The organism is Hahella sp. HN01, assembly GCF_018986435.1.
Taxonomy (GTDB): Bacteria; Pseudomonadota; Gammaproteobacteria; order Pseudomonadales; family Oleiphilaceae; genus Hahella.
The window spans coordinates 58,030-77,048 of the sequence record NZ_JAHMIN010000015.1; the positions used below are offsets into that span (position 1 = coordinate 58,030).

16 protein-coding genes are annotated in these 19,019 nt (G+C 54.8%); 7 read left to right on the forward strand and 9 right to left on the reverse strand.

The annotated features are described in order from the left end of the window. Positions 1-57: 57 nt before the first annotated feature. Positions 58-846, forward strand: a complete 789-nt coding sequence (gene djlA / locus KP814_RS15740) for a co-chaperone DjlA (RefSeq protein WP_216737658.1) — start codon at positions 58-60, stop codon at positions 844-846. Here djlA and KP814_RS15745 read toward each other — a convergent pair. Continuing rightward, on the reverse strand, positions 833-1,942 hold the full coding sequence (locus tag KP814_RS15745) for a DUF3530 family protein (RefSeq protein ID WP_216737659.1): 1,110 nt from the start codon (positions 1,940-1,942) through the stop codon (positions 833-835). The two genes, djlA and KP814_RS15745, sit on opposite strands and share 14 nt — an antisense overlap. A gap of 157 nt (positions 1,943-2,099) precedes the next feature. Here KP814_RS15745 and rpe point away from each other — a divergent pair, with 157 nt between their 5' ends. Beyond that, positions 2,100-2,777, forward strand: a complete 678-nt coding sequence (gene rpe, locus KP814_RS15750; RefSeq protein ID WP_216737660.1) for a ribulose-phosphate 3-epimerase — start codon at positions 2,100-2,102, stop codon at positions 2,775-2,777. Positions 2,778-2,806: 29 nt separating this feature from the next. Continuing rightward, a complete protein-coding gene (locus KP814_RS15755) occupies positions 2,807-3,502 on the forward strand; it encodes a phosphoglycolate phosphatase (RefSeq protein ID WP_216737661.1) in 696 nt (231 codons plus the stop codon). Positions 3,503-3,754: 252 nt separating this feature from the next. On the opposite strand, the gene KP814_RS15760 is transcribed toward KP814_RS15755, so the two are convergent. From KP814_RS15760 to KP814_RS15795, 8 genes are all read right to left on the reverse strand, one after another. After that, the gene (locus KP814_RS15760; RefSeq protein WP_216737662.1) at positions 3,755-4,282 is read right to left on the reverse strand and encodes a hypothetical protein; all 528 of its coding nucleotides are present in this window, start codon (positions 4,280-4,282) and stop codon (positions 3,755-3,757) included. A 145-nt stretch (positions 4,283-4,427) separates the two neighbouring features. Further along, positions 4,428-4,958, reverse strand: a complete 531-nt coding sequence (locus KP814_RS15765) for a hypothetical protein (protein ID WP_216737663.1) — start codon at positions 4,956-4,958, stop codon at positions 4,428-4,430. A gap of 198 nt (positions 4,959-5,156) precedes the next feature. After that, entirely contained in the window at positions 5,157-5,846 is a 690-nt protein-coding gene (locus KP814_RS15770; RefSeq protein WP_216737731.1) for an HlyD family type I secretion periplasmic adaptor subunit, read from the reverse strand. Next, a complete protein-coding gene (locus tag KP814_RS15775) occupies positions 5,839-6,039 on the reverse strand; it encodes a cysteine peptidase family C39 domain-containing protein (protein ID WP_253938414.1) in 201 nt (66 codons plus the stop codon). Before KP814_RS15775 ends, KP814_RS15770 begins: the two co-directional genes overlap by 8 nt. A gap of 212 nt (positions 6,040-6,251) precedes the next feature. Then, positions 6,252-7,436 (reverse strand): DUF1266 domain-containing protein, encoded by a 1,185-nt coding sequence (locus KP814_RS15780; protein WP_216737665.1) that lies wholly within the window; start codon positions 7,434-7,436, stop codon positions 6,252-6,254. Continuing rightward, positions 7,433-10,807, reverse strand: a complete 3,375-nt coding sequence (locus KP814_RS15785) for a zinc ribbon domain-containing protein (RefSeq protein WP_216737666.1) — start codon at positions 10,805-10,807, stop codon at positions 7,433-7,435. The genes KP814_RS15780 and KP814_RS15785 overlap by 4 nt, the downstream gene beginning before the upstream one ends. Positions 10,808-10,915: 108 nt before the next feature. Then, positions 10,916-11,497, reverse strand: a complete 582-nt coding sequence (locus tag KP814_RS15790; RefSeq protein ID WP_216737667.1) for a zinc ribbon domain-containing protein — start codon at positions 11,495-11,497, stop codon at positions 10,916-10,918. 169 nt (positions 11,498-11,666) lie between these two features. Then, a complete protein-coding gene (locus KP814_RS15795) occupies positions 11,667-12,536 on the reverse strand; it encodes a LysR family transcriptional regulator (protein ID WP_216737668.1) in 870 nt (289 codons plus the stop codon). 142 nt (positions 12,537-12,678) lie between these two features. Here KP814_RS15795 and KP814_RS15800 point away from each other — a divergent pair, with 142 nt between their 5' ends. The 4 genes from KP814_RS15800 to trpE all read left to right on the forward strand — a co-directional run bounded on the left by KP814_RS15800 (position 12,679) and on the right by trpE (position 19,002). After that, the gene (locus KP814_RS15800; RefSeq protein WP_216737669.1) at positions 12,679-13,866 is read left to right on the forward strand and encodes an acyl-CoA dehydrogenase; all 1,188 of its coding nucleotides are present in this window, start codon (positions 12,679-12,681) and stop codon (positions 13,864-13,866) included. Positions 13,867-13,935: 69 nt separating this feature from the next. Then, on the forward strand, positions 13,936-16,173 hold the full coding sequence (locus KP814_RS15805; RefSeq protein WP_216737670.1) for a thiamine pyrophosphate-dependent enzyme: 2,238 nt from the start codon (positions 13,936-13,938) through the stop codon (positions 16,171-16,173). A gap of 54 nt (positions 16,174-16,227) precedes the next feature. Continuing rightward, on the forward strand, positions 16,228-17,271 hold the full coding sequence (locus KP814_RS15810; protein WP_216737671.1) for an ACP S-malonyltransferase: 1,044 nt from the start codon (positions 16,228-16,230) through the stop codon (positions 17,269-17,271). Between the two features lie 255 nt (positions 17,272-17,526). Next, positions 17,527-19,002, forward strand: coding sequence for an anthranilate synthase component I (trpE, locus tag KP814_RS15815; RefSeq protein WP_216737672.1), 1,476 nt, complete (start codon positions 17,527-17,529; stop codon positions 19,000-19,002). Positions 19,003-19,019 lie beyond the last annotated feature (17 nt).

A 19,019-nucleotide genomic window follows, 5' to 3' on the forward strand; every position in this document is an offset into this window, starting at 1 on the left:
GATTCATTCAGGCGCAGCTGTAAACGCCATAACCGCAATCACGCACAGGAGCGGACGATGTGGTGGGGTAAGTTTTTCGGCAGTGTAATGGGATTTATGTCTGGCGGCCCGTTCGGCGCCGCCTTCGGTATCTGGCTGGGCGATAAGTTCGACCAGACCCTGCAACCTTTCGCCCCCGGATGGCGAATCAATTTTAATGATCACGACAGCGCCAGAGTGCTGAACGGTCTGTTCCGCATATGGGGAAACATCAGCGCGTCGACGGAAGCGCATAAAGACGATCTGCCGCCCTTACTGGAAGCCCGCGTGGTGAGTCTCGCTCATTTTCTCGATCTGGATGAAGTTCGCCAGAAACGCTGCCGCGAGGCCTTTTTCAAAGGCGCCTCTCAAGACTTCAACTTAATTGGGGAAGTGCGCGAGTTTCGTCAGGCGAACCGTTTCAGACCGTACAACATCGCTCTATTACTGAATCTGGCCATCCAGATATCGATTGCAGAGGGCGAACCGGGGCCCGCCACGCGCAACGCCCTGGAAATACTTCGCCAGGGCCTGGGAGTCAGTCGCAGCGAGTTTGAGTATATCTTTCAGGAAATTCTCAAGGCGCGCCGCCAACAAGGCTATTCACATAGAACCCCTCTAAGCGATGCGTATCGCACCCTTGGCGTCAGTGAAAACGCAGACGCGCAACAGATCAAGCAAGCCTACCGCCGCCTGATGAACCAGTTTCATCCCGATAAATTAATGGCGCGCGGAGCATCGATGAAGGAAGTAGAGCGCGCTAAAGAGGTCGCACAACAAATACAGCAGGCCTACGCGCAAGTAAAAAGTACGCTCAAAGCCGTTTAGCCTGCTTCTTCGTCCCCGGCGCATGGAAGGTCAGCCAACTCTCTACTTTACGGGTGACCTGACCGTCCTCCGACGATGGAATCAGGCTCAAGCCGCTCATCCCCTCCACGCGATAGCCTTGCATGCTGTTGCGACGCGCGAAGTCCCGCCGCTGCATAGCGTTTCGGCTTTGCAGGTCCAAAGTGGAGTCATACAGATCAAGCACTTGCAGTGAGAAAAAGTCCGGCGCCTTTTCTTTAATTTCTTCCAACAGCCCCTCACTGACCTCAGCATTGATCCATACCATGGACAACCCTGACGCCATGCTCTGCGGATTCGCCAATACATAGCGCAGCATAGCGTCAACGCCGCTGCCGACCCCCAATAACACTTTGTTTTCCTGCCCAAACGCGCTGAGCTGTTGCATGCCCAGCTCGATCCTTTCGGTATTTCCAACCGTCGCTTCCGCAGCTTTCTCGGCGGCGTCAGCATTCGTATTCCCTTCCCCGCTGACATCAATATCCACGCCTTCAGACGCCTGCTGCTGTTCCAGCTGCTCAGTTGCCTCATTGGTCTCCGCCAACTGCTCTGGCGTTAACGTTTCCAATTGACTTGAACCGGTTTTCGCTGGGGCGTCTCCGGCCGCCGGTTTCTTCGGCGCATAAGGGAATTCTTTATCACTCGCGGATAACAAAACACGCTTGGGCGTTTTAGCTTCAGCCGGGGGAGTCAGTGCAATAGACAGCGTGTGCCAGCCTTCATCCGGCAATTCATTTCGCAACGAATGGATAAACTGCGGCCAGTCTGGATGCTGTCCGCGATCATGCAGCAACATGACCGCACCTTGTTGCTCCGCCACATTTGCTGGCTTATATAAAGCCAGCATGGCGCTGGCGTCGCCCTGTTTGCCGTTGAGCCATAACACCTGACTGCCAGGAAGGTCTTTCGCCAGGGAAAGCAGCATACTGACCTGCGGGTTTAACGCCGGTTTCCTCTGTGGCGCAGGTTCAGACGCAGTCTGCCCGCCGCTCTCAGCGGCGGCTTTTTCCTCCGCCTGCGCGGGAACTGCGCCCAAAAGCAGGCACCCCACAATAATTCCAGTAGTGATTCTCGCCATAAAACAGCGCTCATACGCCTATTAGCACATTTCAGTCGGAACTCCGCGCCGACCTGGGTTTTAAAAGCATAGCACGATACAATACCCCGCATTTCAAGCGACCGCGACCGGACGCCAATGCGGCGACGGCGCCTCAATCATACCGGAGACTTTCCCCATGGCTGATCCATTGATCGCTCCTTCGATTCTGTCCGCAGACTTCGCCAGATTGGGCGAAGAAGTTGTCAACGTGCTGGAGTCGGGAGCAGACATCGTGCACTTCGATGTCATGGACAATCACTACGTTCCGAATCTCACTATCGGCCCGATGGTGTGTTCAGCCCTAAGGAAACACGGCGTGACGGCCCCCATCGACGTGCACTTGATGGTCAAGCCGGTTGACGCCATGATCGCGTCATTCATTGAAGCCGGCGCCACTTATATCACCTTCCACCCGGAAGCTTCCGAGCACATTGATCGCTCCCTGCAATTGATTCGCGACGGCGGCTGCAAAGCCGGACTGGTGTTCAACCCCGCCACTCCTTTGCACTATCTGGATTACGTGATGGATAAAGTGGACATGGTGCTGTTAATGTCCGTCAACCCGGGCTTCGGCGGACAGGCTTTCATCCCCGCCACCCTGGACAAACTGCGCGCAGCCCGCGCCAAGATCGACGCCAGTGGATTACCGATTCGCCTGGAAATCGACGGAGGCGTAAAAGTGGACAACATTCGCGAGATCGCAGCAGCAGGGGCAGACACCTTCGTCGCCGGCTCCGCCATCTTCAATACCGACGACTACGCAGCGACTATCGCCAAAATGCGCGACCAGATCGCCTTGGCGCGGTCCGTTTAACCCTAAAACAGCAAGGACATTACCGAAGCATGCCAGACCTTTTGATCCCCAGCTACGAGAACGGTCTGCCGCAACTGGCGTTGTTCGACCTGGACGGCACGTTGATCGATTCCGCGCCTGATTTGGCGGATGCAGTGGATTACATGCTGGAGCAATCTGGTTTCAGGGCGGCGGGAGAAGCGTTAGTACGGGAATGGGTCGGTAATGGCGCGCCGATGCTGATCAAACGCGCACTGGCGCACGCACTGGAGCTGAAAGATCCACAAAATGTCGCGGATTCACAGTTTCAGGCCGCAGCGACGATCTTCTATGATCGCTATGACGAATACTGCTGCGTGCGCACTCGCATTTATGCCGGCGCGGAAGAGTTGTTGCAGCATTGGCGCGATCAGGAGGTAACGATGGGGGTGGTCACCAATAAGCCCGCCCGCTTCACCCAGCCGATATTGCAGGCCCTCAACCTGGAGCAGTACTTCGCTATCAGTTTGTCCGGCGACTCCCTGCCCGTCAAAAAGCCAGACCCAACGCCACTCTTGCATGCATGCGAAGCCCTACAGGCTCAACCGCAGACCACGCTGATGATCGGCGACTCCATCAATGACGTCCAGGCCGCCCGCCGCGCGGGAATGAAAATCGCCTGCGTCACCTATGGCTACAACCATGGCGAAGACATTCGCAACGCTAATCCAGACTGGGTCATGGATTCACTCATTGAGTTGAAGTAACTCAGGCTAAGATTCACGATCAGAAAAGCAAAAGGCCGTCCCTGCTGCATTAGCAGAGGACGGCCTTTTTTATTTGCAGTTAGCCGAGAGAAACAGGCGCTAAAGCGCCTGTTTCAAACGAGACGGATCAGGAGGACTGCCCTTCCCCCCTAACAGCATGTCTGTGCTTTTCAGGCCTTTCGTCTATATAGCAGTTAGAAATATTTCATCCATTTACCGCTAAAAAACCAGTCAAGAAGATGAATAAATGATTCAGTACACAGACCAAGTCAACATAACTTCATCTTCTCCCCTAGGCGCTTCCACATAAGTCGCCAATGTACTTTTTAGCGTTTTCCATACCCCTAACTCTTGACCGACTTTCTCTTTGGATCCCGGTGAAATCCCGACATAACGAAAGTTATCATCCAAATAAGACTTAAGGTCTCTGTGCTTTTCCACATCGAACGTTACTCTAAGGAAGCGATACCTGTCATCTCGAAAGAAAAAAGCAATTTCCTTGGCAGGAACGCCATTGAGAGAAGATATACGCGTCCAGCATACCCGATCACCCAAGTCTGAAGATTCCTTCTGACAAACAAGATAAAGGTGGTCAAATTGCTGAACTAATTGGTTCTCCGTCCATCCTGGATCCGCACTAAGATTTATATTAACGGTTGAATCAAATAGTATTGAGTCAGCGACAAAATCCAGAAACCAATCTGGTTTTTCCTCAGTTACTTTATTCCAAGCGAAATGCGCAACACCCGTCAAGATAAGGATTAATACCAAGTTTCTCATACCATCTCTCTTCTAAACCATTTAAATCACATCGCAGCAATGGCGATGGGAAGCTCTCATTCAATCGTCATCAGCTAAGTTTATTTTCACTAGTTACGGACACTTTAGAGTCTATCAAGAATCAATAATCCTCCCTAAAAAACAATCACCCCTTTCTTAAAACTGCATATATCAGCACAACAAAAAAACTTAAAAACAATGTTAGAGTCACCCACAATCCGCCTAGAATCGCCAAAAATCCAAAAACGGATGCATTTGCACAGTATTTTCTACAACTACCTGGATCAACACCTGAAAATTGGGTTGCCAGCATAAGTAAAATAGTCATGATAAGGGTTAGAAAAATAAGTTTTCGCCCCTCTCTAGAACCAGCCAAGTTTATAATCTTTTCTTTTCGCGACAGGTTTCCCATAAAAATAAATAGCATCGTCATTGGCATCCATACATATAAAAACGAGAAAAATCCACTTACTGAACCATCAAAACTCTTATTAGATTCGAATGACTCAAGTATTGGCATCAGGCCATAAAAAAAAGAATTAATAACTTTAAAAGCAGAATAGCTAGAAACGTCAACTCCACATTTCAACAGAAAGTAGCCAAAAACAAAGGGGGATAAAAACAGCCAACCAAACATCCTTGAATAGAAGCTCCCTTCCCAATTATCACCATTCATATACACATTCCAAATTAAATATTCATTCTACAAACTCAATAAATATGCCCCTCAAAACAACCCCCTCCGTTTTGTTTCCTTCATACACATATAACTATTGGGAGCTTTGGACAATCATCTTCATCGATATTTTCGAGACGATCTAAACTTAGGCTCAATTCTCTAATAGCAATAGGCTCATACAAAGTTTATGGGGGCTCACCTCTCCCCCAAACTCTCCTGCTTATACCGCAACAGCGGAGACAGGAAGTATTCGATTAATCGTCTTTGACCGGTTTTAATTTCACTGGTGACGGACATGCCGGGGCTTAGGCGAACGTATTGGTTTTCCACCGTCAGTCCATCCTGTTTGAGTTTGAGTCTGGCTTTGTAAACCAAGCCGAGGTTTTCGTCCTGAATGGCGTCGTCGGACAGGTCGACGAGTTCCGCGTCGATAATTCCATACTTGGTGAAATTGAAGGTATCTACTTTTACTTCTGCGGATTGCCCTTCCTGAACGAAGCCAATGTCTTTGTTAAGCACTAACGCCTCGACTTCCATTTCGCTGTGTTCAGGTACGACTAGCATTAATTCCTGAGCCGGAGTCACAACGCCGCCAACCGTATGCACCGCTAATTGCTGGACGGTTCCATCAATGGGTGCGGTCAGGCGGGTTTGACGACTACGCTGTTCCGCCTTGATGCGTTCTTCCTGCAGCAAGGCGGCGCGGGTATCCGCTTCCCGGCTTTGCTTGGTGATCTCGGCCACGGTCATGTCATGCTCCGCATTCAGCCGGGCCGCCTCGCGCTCCAGGGCGTTCAAACGGGCAATAAACTCGGCCGCTTCCTGTTGCAGCAAGTTGCAATGTTGCTGCTGCAGAATGGCTGGCAGCGTTTCATCTTCAAGCATGACAGGCACGTCTTTCCGCTCCTGCTGCAGCCATGGCTTTATAGCGTTGCGCCTGTTCAGTAAAGGCGTTTTCGTGAGTACCGAAGTGGTGTTGAATCTGGGCGGGATCGGCGGCGACCTGGTGAAACCGGGCCAACATCACCAACGCAGCGAGGCCGGTATCCAACCTCCCTGTGGAATTTGTTTCAGACATCCTGACTACCATGACAACTAACGATGGGTGAGCGGGGCGGAGTATATTTTGATCACCCGCCTCTATCAACCATAAAAATGACAAACTGCAACGGCGTTCCCGCCGCCAGTTCCATTGCTATGAAGAGACGCAATTATGCCAAAGCAAAACGACAGGAGTTGACGATTGTGTGACAGGATTAAAGCAATGAAGCCTGCAGGAAACAGGCGCGGCTAGTGCACCGCGCCATGGTTTTCCTCTTCTTCTCCGCCTAGGTCAAGGTCCCAGGGCAGCTTCACCCAATAGCTGTCAGGATTGACCGTCTGACGTCGCAGCAGATTGAAAAACTTTGTCATATGCTCATCACTGGCGTCGGATTGCCAGTACATTCGCCCGACGACGTATCCCAGGCCCATTTGCCGCCAGCTATGATACATGCTCTGCACGGCGCGCGAGGCGTGAAGGATGCGCTCCCAGGCCTCCTCTTCGGACATCATGCCTACCAAATACCCCCAGCGGCACAGGGATATGTAGCGCGCGATATCCCAGGAGGCGATGCCAGCTTCGCCCAATGCGTTGGAAAAACGGCGGATAATTTTCATATTAGCGCGAAGCGCTTCATCTTCATTCGCTTCCCAAGCGGCTTTGTATTGCTCCGCCGTCAGCGGCATGACCTGCTCGCGCAGCTTATCGAAGCCCGCCCGATGGCCGCCTTCCAGTAAAAAGTCCAATGTCTCCAACAGGCTGTCTCTGTCCGTCACCGACCACCATTCCTGCAGCCCCTCCTTCCAGGCCTGCACGCTTTCCGGCGTCGCTACTTCGCTGCCAAGCAAGTCATGCCTGGCCCGATTGAACTCCGTCAGAATGGCGGAAACCGCCAATCCCCAGAGTTGAACGTCAGACAAGGGATTTTCAGAGGGTGTTCTGCGCGGGGACTCATTGCCGCCATCCGGGGCTGCGTTGGTGAAAACGCGCCAGTCTCCATCAGGGTGATGCGACCAAAGCGCCTCTATCGGCCCGAGAAATCGACCGAGGCCTTGTGGCGTGAGTCCGTCCATCGTCCAGGCCCAATGCCGCATATCCGTCGCCAGCCATTCTTCTTCACCTGCGTCGCGACGAAAGCGAAGATGCTCCGCCACGGTTTCCAGATCGCAATGCGTCCATAAAATGCAGCCCATGGTCGCGTCACTGCTCAAGCATTCCTGAAATAAAGCGCCATCCATCCGTAAAGGCAGCAGATAGTGCTGCCCTTTTTCCAGGTTGTATTGCCAGCGGATTGTATGCAGACCTAGCGACATCTGCGCCACTCGCTGATAGGGAATATTTTCGGCCGGACACACCAGCCAATAGGCCTGCAGTAGCGGATCATCCACAACTCGCTCAATAACCGTTTCGCTGATTTGGTTGTGGTTTATCATTGCAGCGTTCCCTTGTACTGTTGCGACATCGCCCGCCAAGTATCGTCGGACAGGGCCTCAAACATCTGGTTCAGGTTAAACTCATACACTTGCCCACGCTCTCGGGCCTGATGGAACTCCGCCAATTGCAACATGTAGGGATAACGAAAAGGACTGCCCTCCGCCAATTGCTGAAACAAGGTTAACGCCTGATAAAAAATCGTCATGCCCTCGTCTTCCGGCAAATCACCGGCATGGGCCACCAACCGAGTTAATTGAGCGAACAGCGTATTCGCTACGCCAGGAGAATGGGTTACCGTCTGCTTCAACTCGTCAACCTGCCCGTGCATGCTGCCGAGCAACACAGGCAAGGCTTCATCCTCCGGCGCGAACAAGCGTTCTACGACTTCCGTCAGCCAGGTTTCAGACGCATCGCAACAAGCGGCGAGTTCAATTAAAGAAGCAGGAGCGTCTTCCTGTGTTTCTTCCTCGCAGGCCGTCTCTTCATTCGAATCTTCAACGGGCCCTTCAACCGGCGTTGCTTTCACCGCCTGCGGCTGAGACGCCATCCATGCCTCTCCCCACTCCGCCCAAAAGTCTTTGAGCACATACAACAGACTTGAGTTAACCGCTGGATGCTCCATTAAGGCCTGAGTCATGTTGCCGCAAGTCTGCGGATCTTGCTCCGCAAGCCTGCGCAGCGAGCGGGCCAGCATATTCTCCATGTAGTAATGCATGTCTGAAGTGATATCCGGCAACGTCGACAACCGCCAGATGAGTTCTTCCGAGACATAACTTTCATCAAAGGCTTTTTGCGTGGCGCGACTGAGGTAATTGCGCCAATGTAAGTTGTCTTCATCCAGATCTTTGAAGCGCAGCAGATTCAGCGCGGCGCACATAAAGTAGATAGCAGCGTTGGGACGCTCCGCCAGCAATGTCGCCAGATAGTTGTCCTCGTCTTCTCGCACTACTTTCTCCACAAACCAGGCGGCGGAGATAGACGGTTGCGGCGCATAAAACAGATTGATCAGGCTTTGCAGGAAGTGGCCTTCATCATGAAACATATCCGCGATCCACTGCGCGCTGAGCCTGCAAGGGCGTTCTTCGCCATCAGGGGAAATTCGGTAGCGGTGCAAGGACAACGAAAGGTTACGCGCCCATCTCGCTGCGCGACGTGTCAAGGTTGAGGACTCATAGGTCAGCGCCATCGTCAGCAACGTGCGCAGGACGTGATAAGATCCCACTCCACGCCGATAAGCCTGATATTCAGCAAACTTGGCTAGCGCGCGATCCGTCTCTTCATTTTCCTGGGTTAAGGCAAATTCAAAGATTTTTTCCACCATTCTGGCGGAATACTCCCCACAATCTTCGCCGTCCATAATTGCTTCCAGATTGTTGGCGTCGACGCTCAATTTCTCCAATGCTGTGACCAGTGGCGAGATAACGCCGTTTGGCGCCTGAAACATAAATCTGGCGATCTTTCTGCGATCATAATCTCCATGACCAGCTCGGCCCACCAGTTGCCTGGCGAGTTGCTCAAGCAGCATATGTTTGGAGGGCGTAATGTGCATCCAGATACTATCCTGGACGCCATCGAACTTAGAACGATCCAACTGTTCCAGCGCCCAATTCCACACAAGCATGTCTCCAGCCCTGGCGATGAGCTCGCAGAACATGGTGGCGAACAGGTCCGCAGAACCAAAGAAGTGACGCGCAAACTCAGGCCCCATCTCCAACTCCGTCATAGAGCCGTCTTCGGGCGAGCGATAGGTCATGCGCGTTCCCGCTGAATCGCGCAACAACTGGAAGCAGGCGTTTGCATACAGAGGGGCTTTGGCGTTAAAGCTCTGCTGTAATATAAAGCGCAAACACAGAAAGCCTTCATGACCGTCCAGATTAATCTGACCACACAGAATCTGTCCCAGGGCTTTGCTGTATTGGTCCAACGTTCCGGCGCCAATCGCTTCCAGTGTAAATATCCGCCAGGCTTCAATCATATTCAGCGGCATAGGCGTGCGGGATGCGGCGTAAGCGATGGCCTCCAGATACTGCGGCTGTATCGGATACTCTCCCATCGCCTCCAAGGCGCAGCGCTGAGCGCCTGCGTCGCCAATAGCCAGCATCGTGTACAACCCATCCAATAGCTGGCTACGCTGACAAATCGCAGCTATACGCGAGTCATCCCGCTTTTCCTGTGGTAGCGCCAAGAGTATCTGAATGGCGTATCGACGCGAGTGTTCCCCTACGGTGTCGTCTTCCAGCAGCCCCCAAAGGGACAGTGTTAGCGCCGCCGGCAAAGCCGGAAGTCTTTCCTCAATCAAACGCCACAACAGAAACTCACAGTGAGCGCCGCGACGGGACACATAAGAAGCCAGCGAGGCTGAGCCTTGGCGCGCCAATACGACAATTGCTTTGCATACAAGGGAGGACAGCGGCGAATTGAGGCATTCGGCAAGCACTGCTGCATCCTCCAGCAACAAAGCGGCCGAACAACGAAGATCCGCCTCCGCAGACGTCAAGGCCTCGTTGACCTGGGAAATAACCTCTTCCTGCTCAGCTTGCGGCAGATTCAACTCGCAGAGTCTGGAAAAGTGCAAAAGTGCGCAGGCCAGCCAGGGGTTTCCAGTGCCTGGCTGCGTCTTCCATAATCTGAACATAGCCTGCAGACATTCCTGCGCGCGCTCAGGCTGCTTTAGCGGCCCAGACTCGGCCAGATGTCCCTGCGCCCGCCAGTGACCGAGGACACTAAACGCCTCCGCGGCAATGACGCCGCCGACCTGCATAGCCGCCAATACGGCCTCAAACCAATGGCTTTCCAACTCTTCATTGATTTCAATTGTCGGGCAGCGCACCCACGCGATGAAAGCGAGGATTCGGGTAGAGGACAAGGGACTTGCAGCCGCGATCTCGGAAAGTCGTTCAATCTGATTTTCGAATGGACCTTGCGGCCCCGATTTCATCAGGGCGGTCTGTTGGTCATTCCATGGCAAATGGCCGATCAGCTCATTTTCCAGATTAAAAACATGCTCTTTGAACGTCAGATAACGCTGACATAGACGCAGCTCGTCGATGCGATTCAGAGCCAGAGTGAGATGCTGATTGTACAGGCTGTTGTAATGGTCGATACGATCCTGCGGCAGGCTCAGCAAACGCTCCCTTAACTGCAGTTGATCCACCCCGGCCTGCTTCAGCATACGAGCGACGCCGTAGTGTTCCGCGTCGGTCATTTCAAAGCCGCATTGCCGACAGAACTTGCCCGGCGCGGTCAGTTTCGCGCACCAGCCACAGCGCACATCGGAGCGCACAACGCCGCCGCATTCCACGCAACTGTCGCCGGCGCGCCAGTCATTGGGTTGCTTCGCATGACATTGCTCGCAATACATTACATCCATTGGAAACACCTGTACTGAATCATGACGCAGCCCGCTTCACGTCAATCGAAGATGCAAATAAACACGCAGCGCGCATTGACGCTGCGTTGCAAGCGGGATGACTAGCGTTTAAGAGTGACCGCGCAGACTGCGAATCCGTCCCCACAGGGTATCTTTTTCATCTGCGGACATGTCTCGGACTCGCTGTGCAATCTGATCTTTGGCGACGCCTTCTCGCTTGAGCAATACCGCGATTTCAAAATCAGCCACCGGCACGAACTCTGCGCCGCAGGAGCGGCAGAAGTTGCCGGGGCCGGACGCCGCGCACCAGTGACAGGTGGCGAAGCGCTCAACCTGACGTCCGCAGGACACGCAAAGGTCGCCGCTTTTGTAGTCTTTAGGCTGGCGATGCTGGCAATGAGCGCACTTCACGATGTCCGCGCTTTCAACAACAACGGAAGGGTTTAATACAGATGCGGAAGAGGTTGAGGAAGAGGAGGACGTAGAGGCCGCTTGAGGGCCAACCGCCCAGGCCATGACTTCGGCGGCGACACTGTGTTCAAGGCCAGACAGTGCGGCCAGCGTGCCGGCGTCGCCAACGGTTTGGAAGTCCTGTTTGCTTTCTATCCCTGCGTCCACTAACGCCTGAATGTTGTCTTCGCTGAGGCCTTTCGCTTTCAATATGTTCTGTTCAAGTTTGGAAAACGCCATAACTTCTCATCCGTTGGTCAAGGTAAAGGAGGGAATGTTTAGAAAGAGCATGTCTAAACTTAGCAGAGCCCTATCGTCAAACATAGGCTCTGTTTTGCATGTCGATACGCCCTACGCATTTTTAGGCGATAGCACAGCCAAACCAAGCGGCGTTTTTACTCATAACCCGTCATCCGCCAGCGCGTTCCGGGGCCCCCGCCTCTTCCCAGCGCCTTAGACACAATCCTTGCAGACAGTCCAAAGGCCCTTCCATGGCGCGCTTTTTCGGATACGCCAAGCCAATTTCCAGCTCTAACTTAACATCGACCAGAGGGCGCAATACGATGTCCTTACGCTCACGGGTTTCCGGCCAGTCCGGCGCCAGCGCAGCGCCTACGCCAGCGCTAACCAGACCCAATGCATACTCAATCGTGCGGATATTCGCCCGTGTCAGGAAGCTGATTTTGCGATGTCGCAACTCCTGCTGCAGGCTTTCCAGGGCGTCACATGGGCTGCGATGAATAAAGGGCAGATTATCCAGCTCCTCCAATGTCACCTGTTCCTGCAGACTGAGCGAATGCCCCGCTGGCAGCGCCAACAGATAACGGTCGAGCCAGATAGGTTGAAAGCGTTCGTCTTCACGCAAGTAGGCCGGCGTGATAATGCGGGCGTCGCAGGGCTCCTCGGGGTTCACCAGGCTCAGCTCTAGCGACTCCACCGACTGAATCAGCTCTTTCAGCAAAAAACTCATGCGCTCCGCCCCCAAAGACCGCATCAGGCCAAGGGAAAAAGGCATGGGTTGAGGCTTGTTGCGAAAGAGTTGGGATATCGCCTGCGCCTCGCCGGTGAGCTTTTTCGCCAGGGGATACAAACGCTGCGCCGAGTCACTGGGATAAACGCCTTTGCTGTGACGAGAAAACAGCAGCGTATCCAGATGCGCCTCCAAATGCTGAATAGCGGCGGAGATAGAAGGTTGCGCCACATAACAACGCCTTGCAGCGGCTGAGATGGAGCCCAGCTCATACACCGCAATGAAGTACCGCAGTTCTCGTAAATCCATAGTGGGCGCCCCGGCTTTTGGTATAGGAATTAACTATATCACATGCATATAAATAATATTTCTACTTTACCAACAGCGCTCGTATGCTAGACCTAAAATGGCGCGCGTATGGCGCGAACCCAATTCAGGAAAAGGTGATCCAATGAGCGCAAGCAAACCCCAATTCGACTGGAGCGATCCGTTTCTGCTGGAGACCCAGCTGACCGACGACGAGCGCATGATTCGGGACACGGCGCGCAACTATGCGCAGGAAAAACTGATGTCTCGCATCCTTGAAGCCAACCGTAAGGAGATCTTCCACCGGGAGATCATGAGCGAGCTGGGTGAATTGGGTCTGTTGGGCTGCACTTTGCCCGAAGAATACGGCTGCGCCGGCGCCAACTATGTCAGTTACGGACTGGTGGCGCGCGAAGTAGAGCGGGTGGATAGCGGCTATCGCTCCGCCATGAGCGTGCAATCTTCACTGGTGATGCATCCTATTTACGCCTACGGCAGCGAAGATCAACGCAAGAAATACCTGCCCAAGCTGGCTTCCGGCGAGTGGGTGGGCTGCTTCGGCCTCACTGAGCCTGACTCAGGCTCCGACCCCGCCAGCATGCGCACTCGCGCTGAACGCGTCGCCGACGGCTACCTGCTGAAAGGAACCAAAATGTGGATCACCAACTCCCCTATCGCCGATGTGATGGTGGTATGGGCGAAGCTGGATGGGGAAATACGCGGCTTCATTTTGGAAAAAGGCATGAAAGGCCTGACCGCGCCAAAAATCGAAGGCAAGTTCTCCCTGCGCGCGTCGATTACCGGCGAGATCGTGATGGACGATGTTTTCGTTCCTGAAGCCAACATGCTACCCAACGCTTCCGGTTTGAAAGGCCCCTTCGGCTGTCTTAACAAAGCTCGCTACGGCATTGCCTGGGGCGCTTTGGGCGCGGCCGAATTTTGCTGGACCCAGGCGCGTCAGTATTGTCTTGACCGCAAACAGTTCGGTCGTCCGTTGGCGGCGAATCAGATCATTCAGCTGAAACTGGCCAACATGCAGACGGAAATCAGTATTAGCCTGCAAGGCTGTTTACAAGCCGGCCGTCTGATGGACGAAGGCCGCTGTGCGCCGGAACTGATTTCTCTGATCAAACGCAACTCTTGCGGCAAAGCCCTGGATATCGCCCGCGTCGCCCGCGATATGCACGGGGGCAACGGCATCGCCGACGAATTCCATGTCATACGCCATGTGTGCAACCTTGAAGCAGTGAACACTTACGAGGGCACGCATGATATCCACGCCCTGATTTTGGGACGTGCGCAAACCGGCATCCAGGCGTTCACCGGCGCGTAGGCGCCGGCGCCCCGCCATCAAGATATAAACAGCTTTTCCAAGAACTGAATCAGGCTGAGGTAGCTCTTCATGCAAAACCGGGCTGAAGTGGTGGAACAAAACTTTCTTCGTCGCGTCAACGCAGGGGATCTACCCGCCCCGCTGTCCGAGACCTCGCCGCAACAGGCTGGCTTAAGTCCGGCGCAGGCGGCGGCGATATTCGAATCCCAGGCGCTCTCGCGCATTCTGGATCTGCACTCGCGCAAGTTGCAGGCGCGGGGAGAAAGTTTCTACACCATTGGCAGCTCCGGCCATGAGGGCAATGCCGCCATTGCTGCGGCGTTCCGGCACAACGACATGGCCTTTCTGCATTACCGGGACGCCGCCTTTATGATTCAGCGCAGCAAACAGGTTCCAGGGCAGACTATCGCCTGGGACTTCTTGCTCAGTTTCGCCGCGTCCGCGGAAGATCCTATCGCCGGCGGACGACATAAAGTACTGGGCTCGAAATCGCTGTTTATTCCGCCGCAAACCAGCACCATCGCCTCGCACCTGCCAAAAGCGGTGGGCGCGGCATACAGCATCGGCCTCAACCGCCGCCTCAAGCTCAATGGCGAAATGCCTGACGACGCGGTGGTTCTGTGCAGTTTTGGCGACGCGTCGCTGAACCACTCAACCGCGCAGGGAGCCATTAACACCTCATGCTGGACTGCTTACCAGCGCGTACCGCTGCCCTTGTTGTGGGTCTGCGAAGATAACGGCATCGGCATTTCCGTACGCACTCCCCAGGGCTGGGTGGAAGCGAATATGAGCCGCCGCCCCGGTTTGCACTATCTGCGTTGCGACGGACTGAATTTTGCAGATGTCTACGCCACGGCCCACCGCGCTGAGAGCATTGTCAGAAAACGCCGCGAACCTGCATTTTTGCATATGTCCTGCGTACGCCTGATGGGACATGCAGGCTCCGACGCCCAGCAAGCTTATCTGAGCATGAAAGAAATCGAAGCTCATGAAGCGCAAGACCCCTTACTGCACTCAGCGCGCATTCTCATTGAACATGGGATATTGAGCGCTCACGACATGATCGAGATGTATCAGAGCACAACGGAGCGCGTGGTGAAGGTGGCGGAGGAAGCCATCAAGCGCCCCAAATTACTGACCAGCAAATCCGTGATGGCCAGTCTGACGCCGCCACGTCGCGTCGCAGCGCCGCAAACGGAATACGACGACGCTTACCTGGAAGCGCGCGAGCGCATATTCGCCCGCGAGCGTGTGCAGATGGAGTCGCCGCAACATACCGCCCGCCTGATTAACTGGGCCCTCAGTGACTTGATGCTAAGCCACACCGACATCATCCTCGCTGGTGAAGATGTCGGCCGCAAAGGCGGCGTATACGGCGTCACCCAGAAGCTGCAGGAGAAGTTCGGCTCCCACCGCGTCATCGATACGCTGCTGGACGAGCAAAGCATTCTCGGCCTGGGCATTGGCGTCGCCCACAACCGTTTGCTGCCTATCGTGGAAATCCAGTTTCTCGCATATGTGCACAACGCCGAAGATCAGCTGCGCGGGGAAGCCGCCACCTTGAGCTTTTTCTCGCAAGGACAGTTCACCAATCCCATGGTGGTGCGCATTGCCGGCCTGGCCTATCAGAAAGGGTTTGGCGGTCACTTTCATAACGACAACTCCTTTAACGTGTTTCGCGATATCCCCGGCCTGATTGTGGCCTGTCCGTCCAACGGCTGGGACGCGGTGTCCATGCTGCGCGAATCCGTCCGTCTGGCCCGCGAAGAACAACGCGTGGTCATATTCCTCGAACCCATCGCCCTGTACATGACCCGCGATTTACATGAAGAAGGCGATGGTCAGTGGACTGACCTCTACTTACCGCCACAGGAAAACCAGCACATTAGCTTCGGGCAAGTTGCTCAATGGGGCAAAGGTAAAGATCTGGCGATCATCACCTACGGCAATGGGTACTACCTGAGCCGTCAGGCGGCGAAAGCGCTGGAGCAGGATGGCGTTCGCCTGCGCATCATCGACCTGCGCTGGCTGCTGCCACTGCCGGAAGAGGCGTTATTAGAAGCCATTGCGGGCTGTGAGCGAATTTTGGTGGTGGATGAATGCAGACGCACCGGATCTGTCAGCGAGGAAATCATGACCCTTCTCATGGAATCCGGCTGGGATCGTACGCAAGTCAGCCGCCTATGCGCGGAAGACTCCTTCATTCCCCTGGGTCGCGCCGCCACCTGTACATTGCCCGACAGAGACGGCATCGTCGAGGCGGCCAGGGCCCTGCTCGGCCATATCCTGTTAGCCAAAGCGGAATAACCGGACGAAAGCAGAATAACTCGCAGAGACGATTAACAGCGTGCGGAACATAAGATGAAAGAAAGAATCGCCATAGTCTGCCCGGGTCGCGGCACCTACAACCAAAATGAACTGGGTTACCTGAAACGCCATCATGGCGACCGATTCGCCCTGCTCAGCGAATTCGACGCCTACCGCGCGCAGCAGGGGCAGCCGACGCTTAGCGACTTGGATGGTCGCGACAAATACTCCCTGAAAGAACACTCGTCCGGAGACAATGCGTCCGCGCTAATCTATGCCTGCGCCTATGCAGACTTCCTCAGTATCGATCGTGATCGCTACGATATCGTCGCCGTCACCGGCAACAGTATGGGCTGGTACATCGCCCTGGCCTGCGCCGGCGCGCTGGCGCCCATGGATGCGCTGCATCTGATCAATCATATGGGCGTGGCGATGCACAACGCGCTTATCGGCGGTCAGCTGGTTTACACCCTGCTTGACCCACAATGGAATCCGCTACCCGGTCGGCGCGAACAGGTTCTGGCGCTGCTTAATGACATCAATGACGAGCTCGGCGCAGAAGAAGCCTTTGTCTCCATTGAGCTGGGCGGCATGCTGGTGCTGGCCGGCAGCGATCGCGCCTGCAAAATGATGATGGCGCAACTGCCCCCGGAGCAGGAGCGCTTCCCGATGAAACTGCACAACCACGCCGCGTTCCATACGCCTTTGCAAAACCCCGTTATGCAGCAGGCTCGCCGGGACCTCGCCTCCGCGCCATTTCGCGCGCCCCAGACACCGTTAGTAGACGGACGCGGCGTCATCTGGACGCCCTGGAGTACAGACACGCAGGCATTGTGGGATTACACGCTGGGCCATCAGGTCGTTGAAACCTATGATTTCACCAAAGCCGTGGAAGTCACGCTGAAAGAATTCTCCCCGGATCGCGTTGTCGTACTCGGTCCCGGCGACACCCTGGGCGGTTCAGTGGCGCAAACCATGGCGCGCATTCACTGGCGCGGCGTCGAGGATAAACACAGCTTCTCCGCTAGACAAAGCGCCGATCCGGTTCTGCTGGCCATGGGACGTGATGAACAAGCGGCTCCCCTGCGTAAAAAATAACGCCGGGGATTTTGCCTGTTGATTCACCGCCAGAGCTTTTGTAAGCTACTGGGCGGTTACGATACTGTTCATGCACCAGAGACCCGGGTTTCAGTGAATATAAAAAACGTCCTGAACATCTTTCTTCCCTCCTCCGTCTGGACTCGATGGCGCTAGGCGCCGCACATCTTTTTTTGCCGTTTCATCGGCATGCCTATATTTCAAATCTTTGTATTTTAGTGCTTAGCTTATTCGAGCTCGGAGGCGAGATTCATCATGACACCCGAACAATTGGCCGCCTATCATCAGGCGGGATATAACCGCGTACCGGTCGTCCGCGAAGTAATGGCGGACCTGGACACCCCGCTGTCCACCTATCTGAAACTGGCCAACGCGCCCTATACCTACTTACTGGAATCCGTTCAGGGCGGCGATAAATGGGGGCGCTACTCCATCATTGGTCTGCCCTGTCGCAGCGTGCTGAAAGTTCATGGGCATCAAATCAATTTCTATGAAGACAATGCGCTCGTCGAGTCCACCGAATGCACAGACCCGCTGGCCTATATCGAAACCTTCCAGCAACGTTTCAAAGTGCCGGATGTAGACGGCCTGCCCCGTTTCAACGGCGGACTGGTGGGCTACTTCGGCTACGACACCATTCGCTACATTGAACCGAAGCTGGCTAAAAGCACGCCGCCGGACCCGCTGGGCACGCCGGATATTCTGTTGATGGTGTCGGATGAGCTGGTGGTGTTCGATAACCTGAGCGGCCGCCTGATGCTGATTCATCATGTCGATCCCGGCGCAGCGGAAGCCAGCGAACGCGCCCAGGCCCGTCTGGATGAACTGGAAACGCTATTGCGACGCCCCATTCCCGAGCACAACCTGCATGTCCAGCAAGACCTGCAGATTGCCGAAGAGGATTTCACTTCCGGTTTCACGCAGCCGAACTTCGAAGCCGCCGTGGAGAAGATCAAGGAATACGTGCTGGCGGGAGACGTCATGCAAACGGTGATCTCCCAACGCATGTCCGTCCCCTTCACCGCCGAGCCCATCAACCTGTATCGTTCTCTCCGCTGCCTCAACCCCTCTCCTTATATGTACCACCTGGATCTCGGGGATTTTCATGTAGTCGGCTCCTCCCCGGAAATTCTCGCCCACCTGGAAGACGGCGTCGCCACCGTGCGGCCTATCGCCGGCACTCGTAAGCGGGGCGCCACCGAGGCGGAAGACAATGCGTTGGAAGAAGAGCTGCTGGCTGACCCCAAAGAACTCGCCGAGCATTTGATGCTGATCGATCTGGGCCGCAACGATGTCGGCCGCGTCAGCGATATCGGCAGCGTCGAACTGACCGACAAGATGGTGATCGAACGTTACTCGCACGTGATGCATATCGTCTCCAATGTCACCGGGAAACTGCGTCAGGGCTTGAGCGCTATTGACGTACTGCGCGCCACCCTGCCCGCCGGCACGCTGAGCGGCGCCCCAAAAATCCGCGCCATGGAGATCATCGACGAATTGGAGCCGGTTAAGCGCGGCGTCTACGGCGGCGCCATCGGATATCTGTCCTGGAACGGCAACATGGATACCGCCATCGCCATTCGCACAGCGGTTATCAAGGACAAGACGCTTTATATTCAGGCCGGGGCCGGCGTAGTCGCCGATTCCGTGCCGCGCCTGGAATGGAAGGAAACCCTCAACAAAGGCCGCGCCGTGTTCCGCGCCGTGGCTATGGCGCAAAAAGGGCTATGAGCCTGCGATCACATGAC

Excerpts from the sequence above, each read along its gene's own strand:
- KP814_RS15805 (WP_216737670.1), top strand. The coding sequence starts at position 13,936 with ATGCAAAACCGGGCTGAAGTGGTGGAACAAAACTTTCTTCGTCGCGTC.
- KP814_RS15810 (WP_216737671.1), top strand. The coding sequence starts at position 16,228 with ATGAAAGAAAGAATCGCCATAGTCTGCCCGGGTCGCGGCACCTACAAC.
- trpE (WP_216737672.1), top strand. The coding sequence starts at position 17,527 with ATGACACCCGAACAATTGGCCGCCTATCATCAGGCGGGATATAACCGC.
- djlA (WP_216737658.1), top strand. The coding sequence starts at position 58 with ATGTGGTGGGGTAAGTTTTTCGGCAGTGTAATGGGATTTATGTCTGGC.
- KP814_RS15790 (WP_216737667.1), bottom strand. The coding sequence starts at position 11,497 with ATGGCGTTTTCCAAACTTGAACAGAACATATTGAAAGCGAAAGGCCTC.
- KP814_RS15780 (WP_216737665.1), bottom strand. The coding sequence starts at position 7,436 with ATGATAAACCACAACCAAATCAGCGAAACGGTTATTGAGCGAGTTGTG.
- KP814_RS15800 (WP_216737669.1), top strand. The coding sequence starts at position 12,679 with ATGAGCGCAAGCAAACCCCAATTCGACTGGAGCGATCCGTTTCTGCTG.
- KP814_RS15755 (WP_216737661.1), top strand. The coding sequence starts at position 2,807 with ATGCCAGACCTTTTGATCCCCAGCTACGAGAACGGTCTGCCGCAACTG.
- rpe (WP_216737660.1), top strand. The coding sequence starts at position 2,100 with ATGGCTGATCCATTGATCGCTCCTTCGATTCTGTCCGCAGACTTCGCC.
- KP814_RS15765 (WP_216737663.1), bottom strand. The coding sequence starts at position 4,958 with ATGAATGGTGATAATTGGGAAGGGAGCTTCTATTCAAGGATGTTTGGT.
- KP814_RS15745 (WP_216737659.1), bottom strand. The coding sequence starts at position 1,942 with ATGGCGAGAATCACTACTGGAATTATTGTGGGGTGCCTGCTTTTGGGC.
- KP814_RS15795 (WP_216737668.1), bottom strand. The coding sequence starts at position 12,536 with ATGGATTTACGAGAACTGCGGTACTTCATTGCGGTGTATGAGCTGGGC.
- KP814_RS15760 (WP_216737662.1), bottom strand. The coding sequence starts at position 4,282 with ATGAGAAACTTGGTATTAATCCTTATCTTGACGGGTGTTGCGCATTTC.
- KP814_RS15775 (WP_253938414.1), bottom strand. The coding sequence starts at position 6,039 with ATGTCTGAAACAAATTCCACAGGGAGGTTGGATACCGGCCTCGCTGCG.
- KP814_RS15770 (WP_216737731.1), bottom strand. The coding sequence starts at position 5,846 with ATGCTTGAAGATGAAACGCTGCCAGCCATTCTGCAGCAGCAACATTGC.
- KP814_RS15785 (WP_216737666.1), bottom strand. The coding sequence starts at position 10,807 with ATGGATGTAATGTATTGCGAGCAATGTCATGCGAAGCAACCCAATGAC.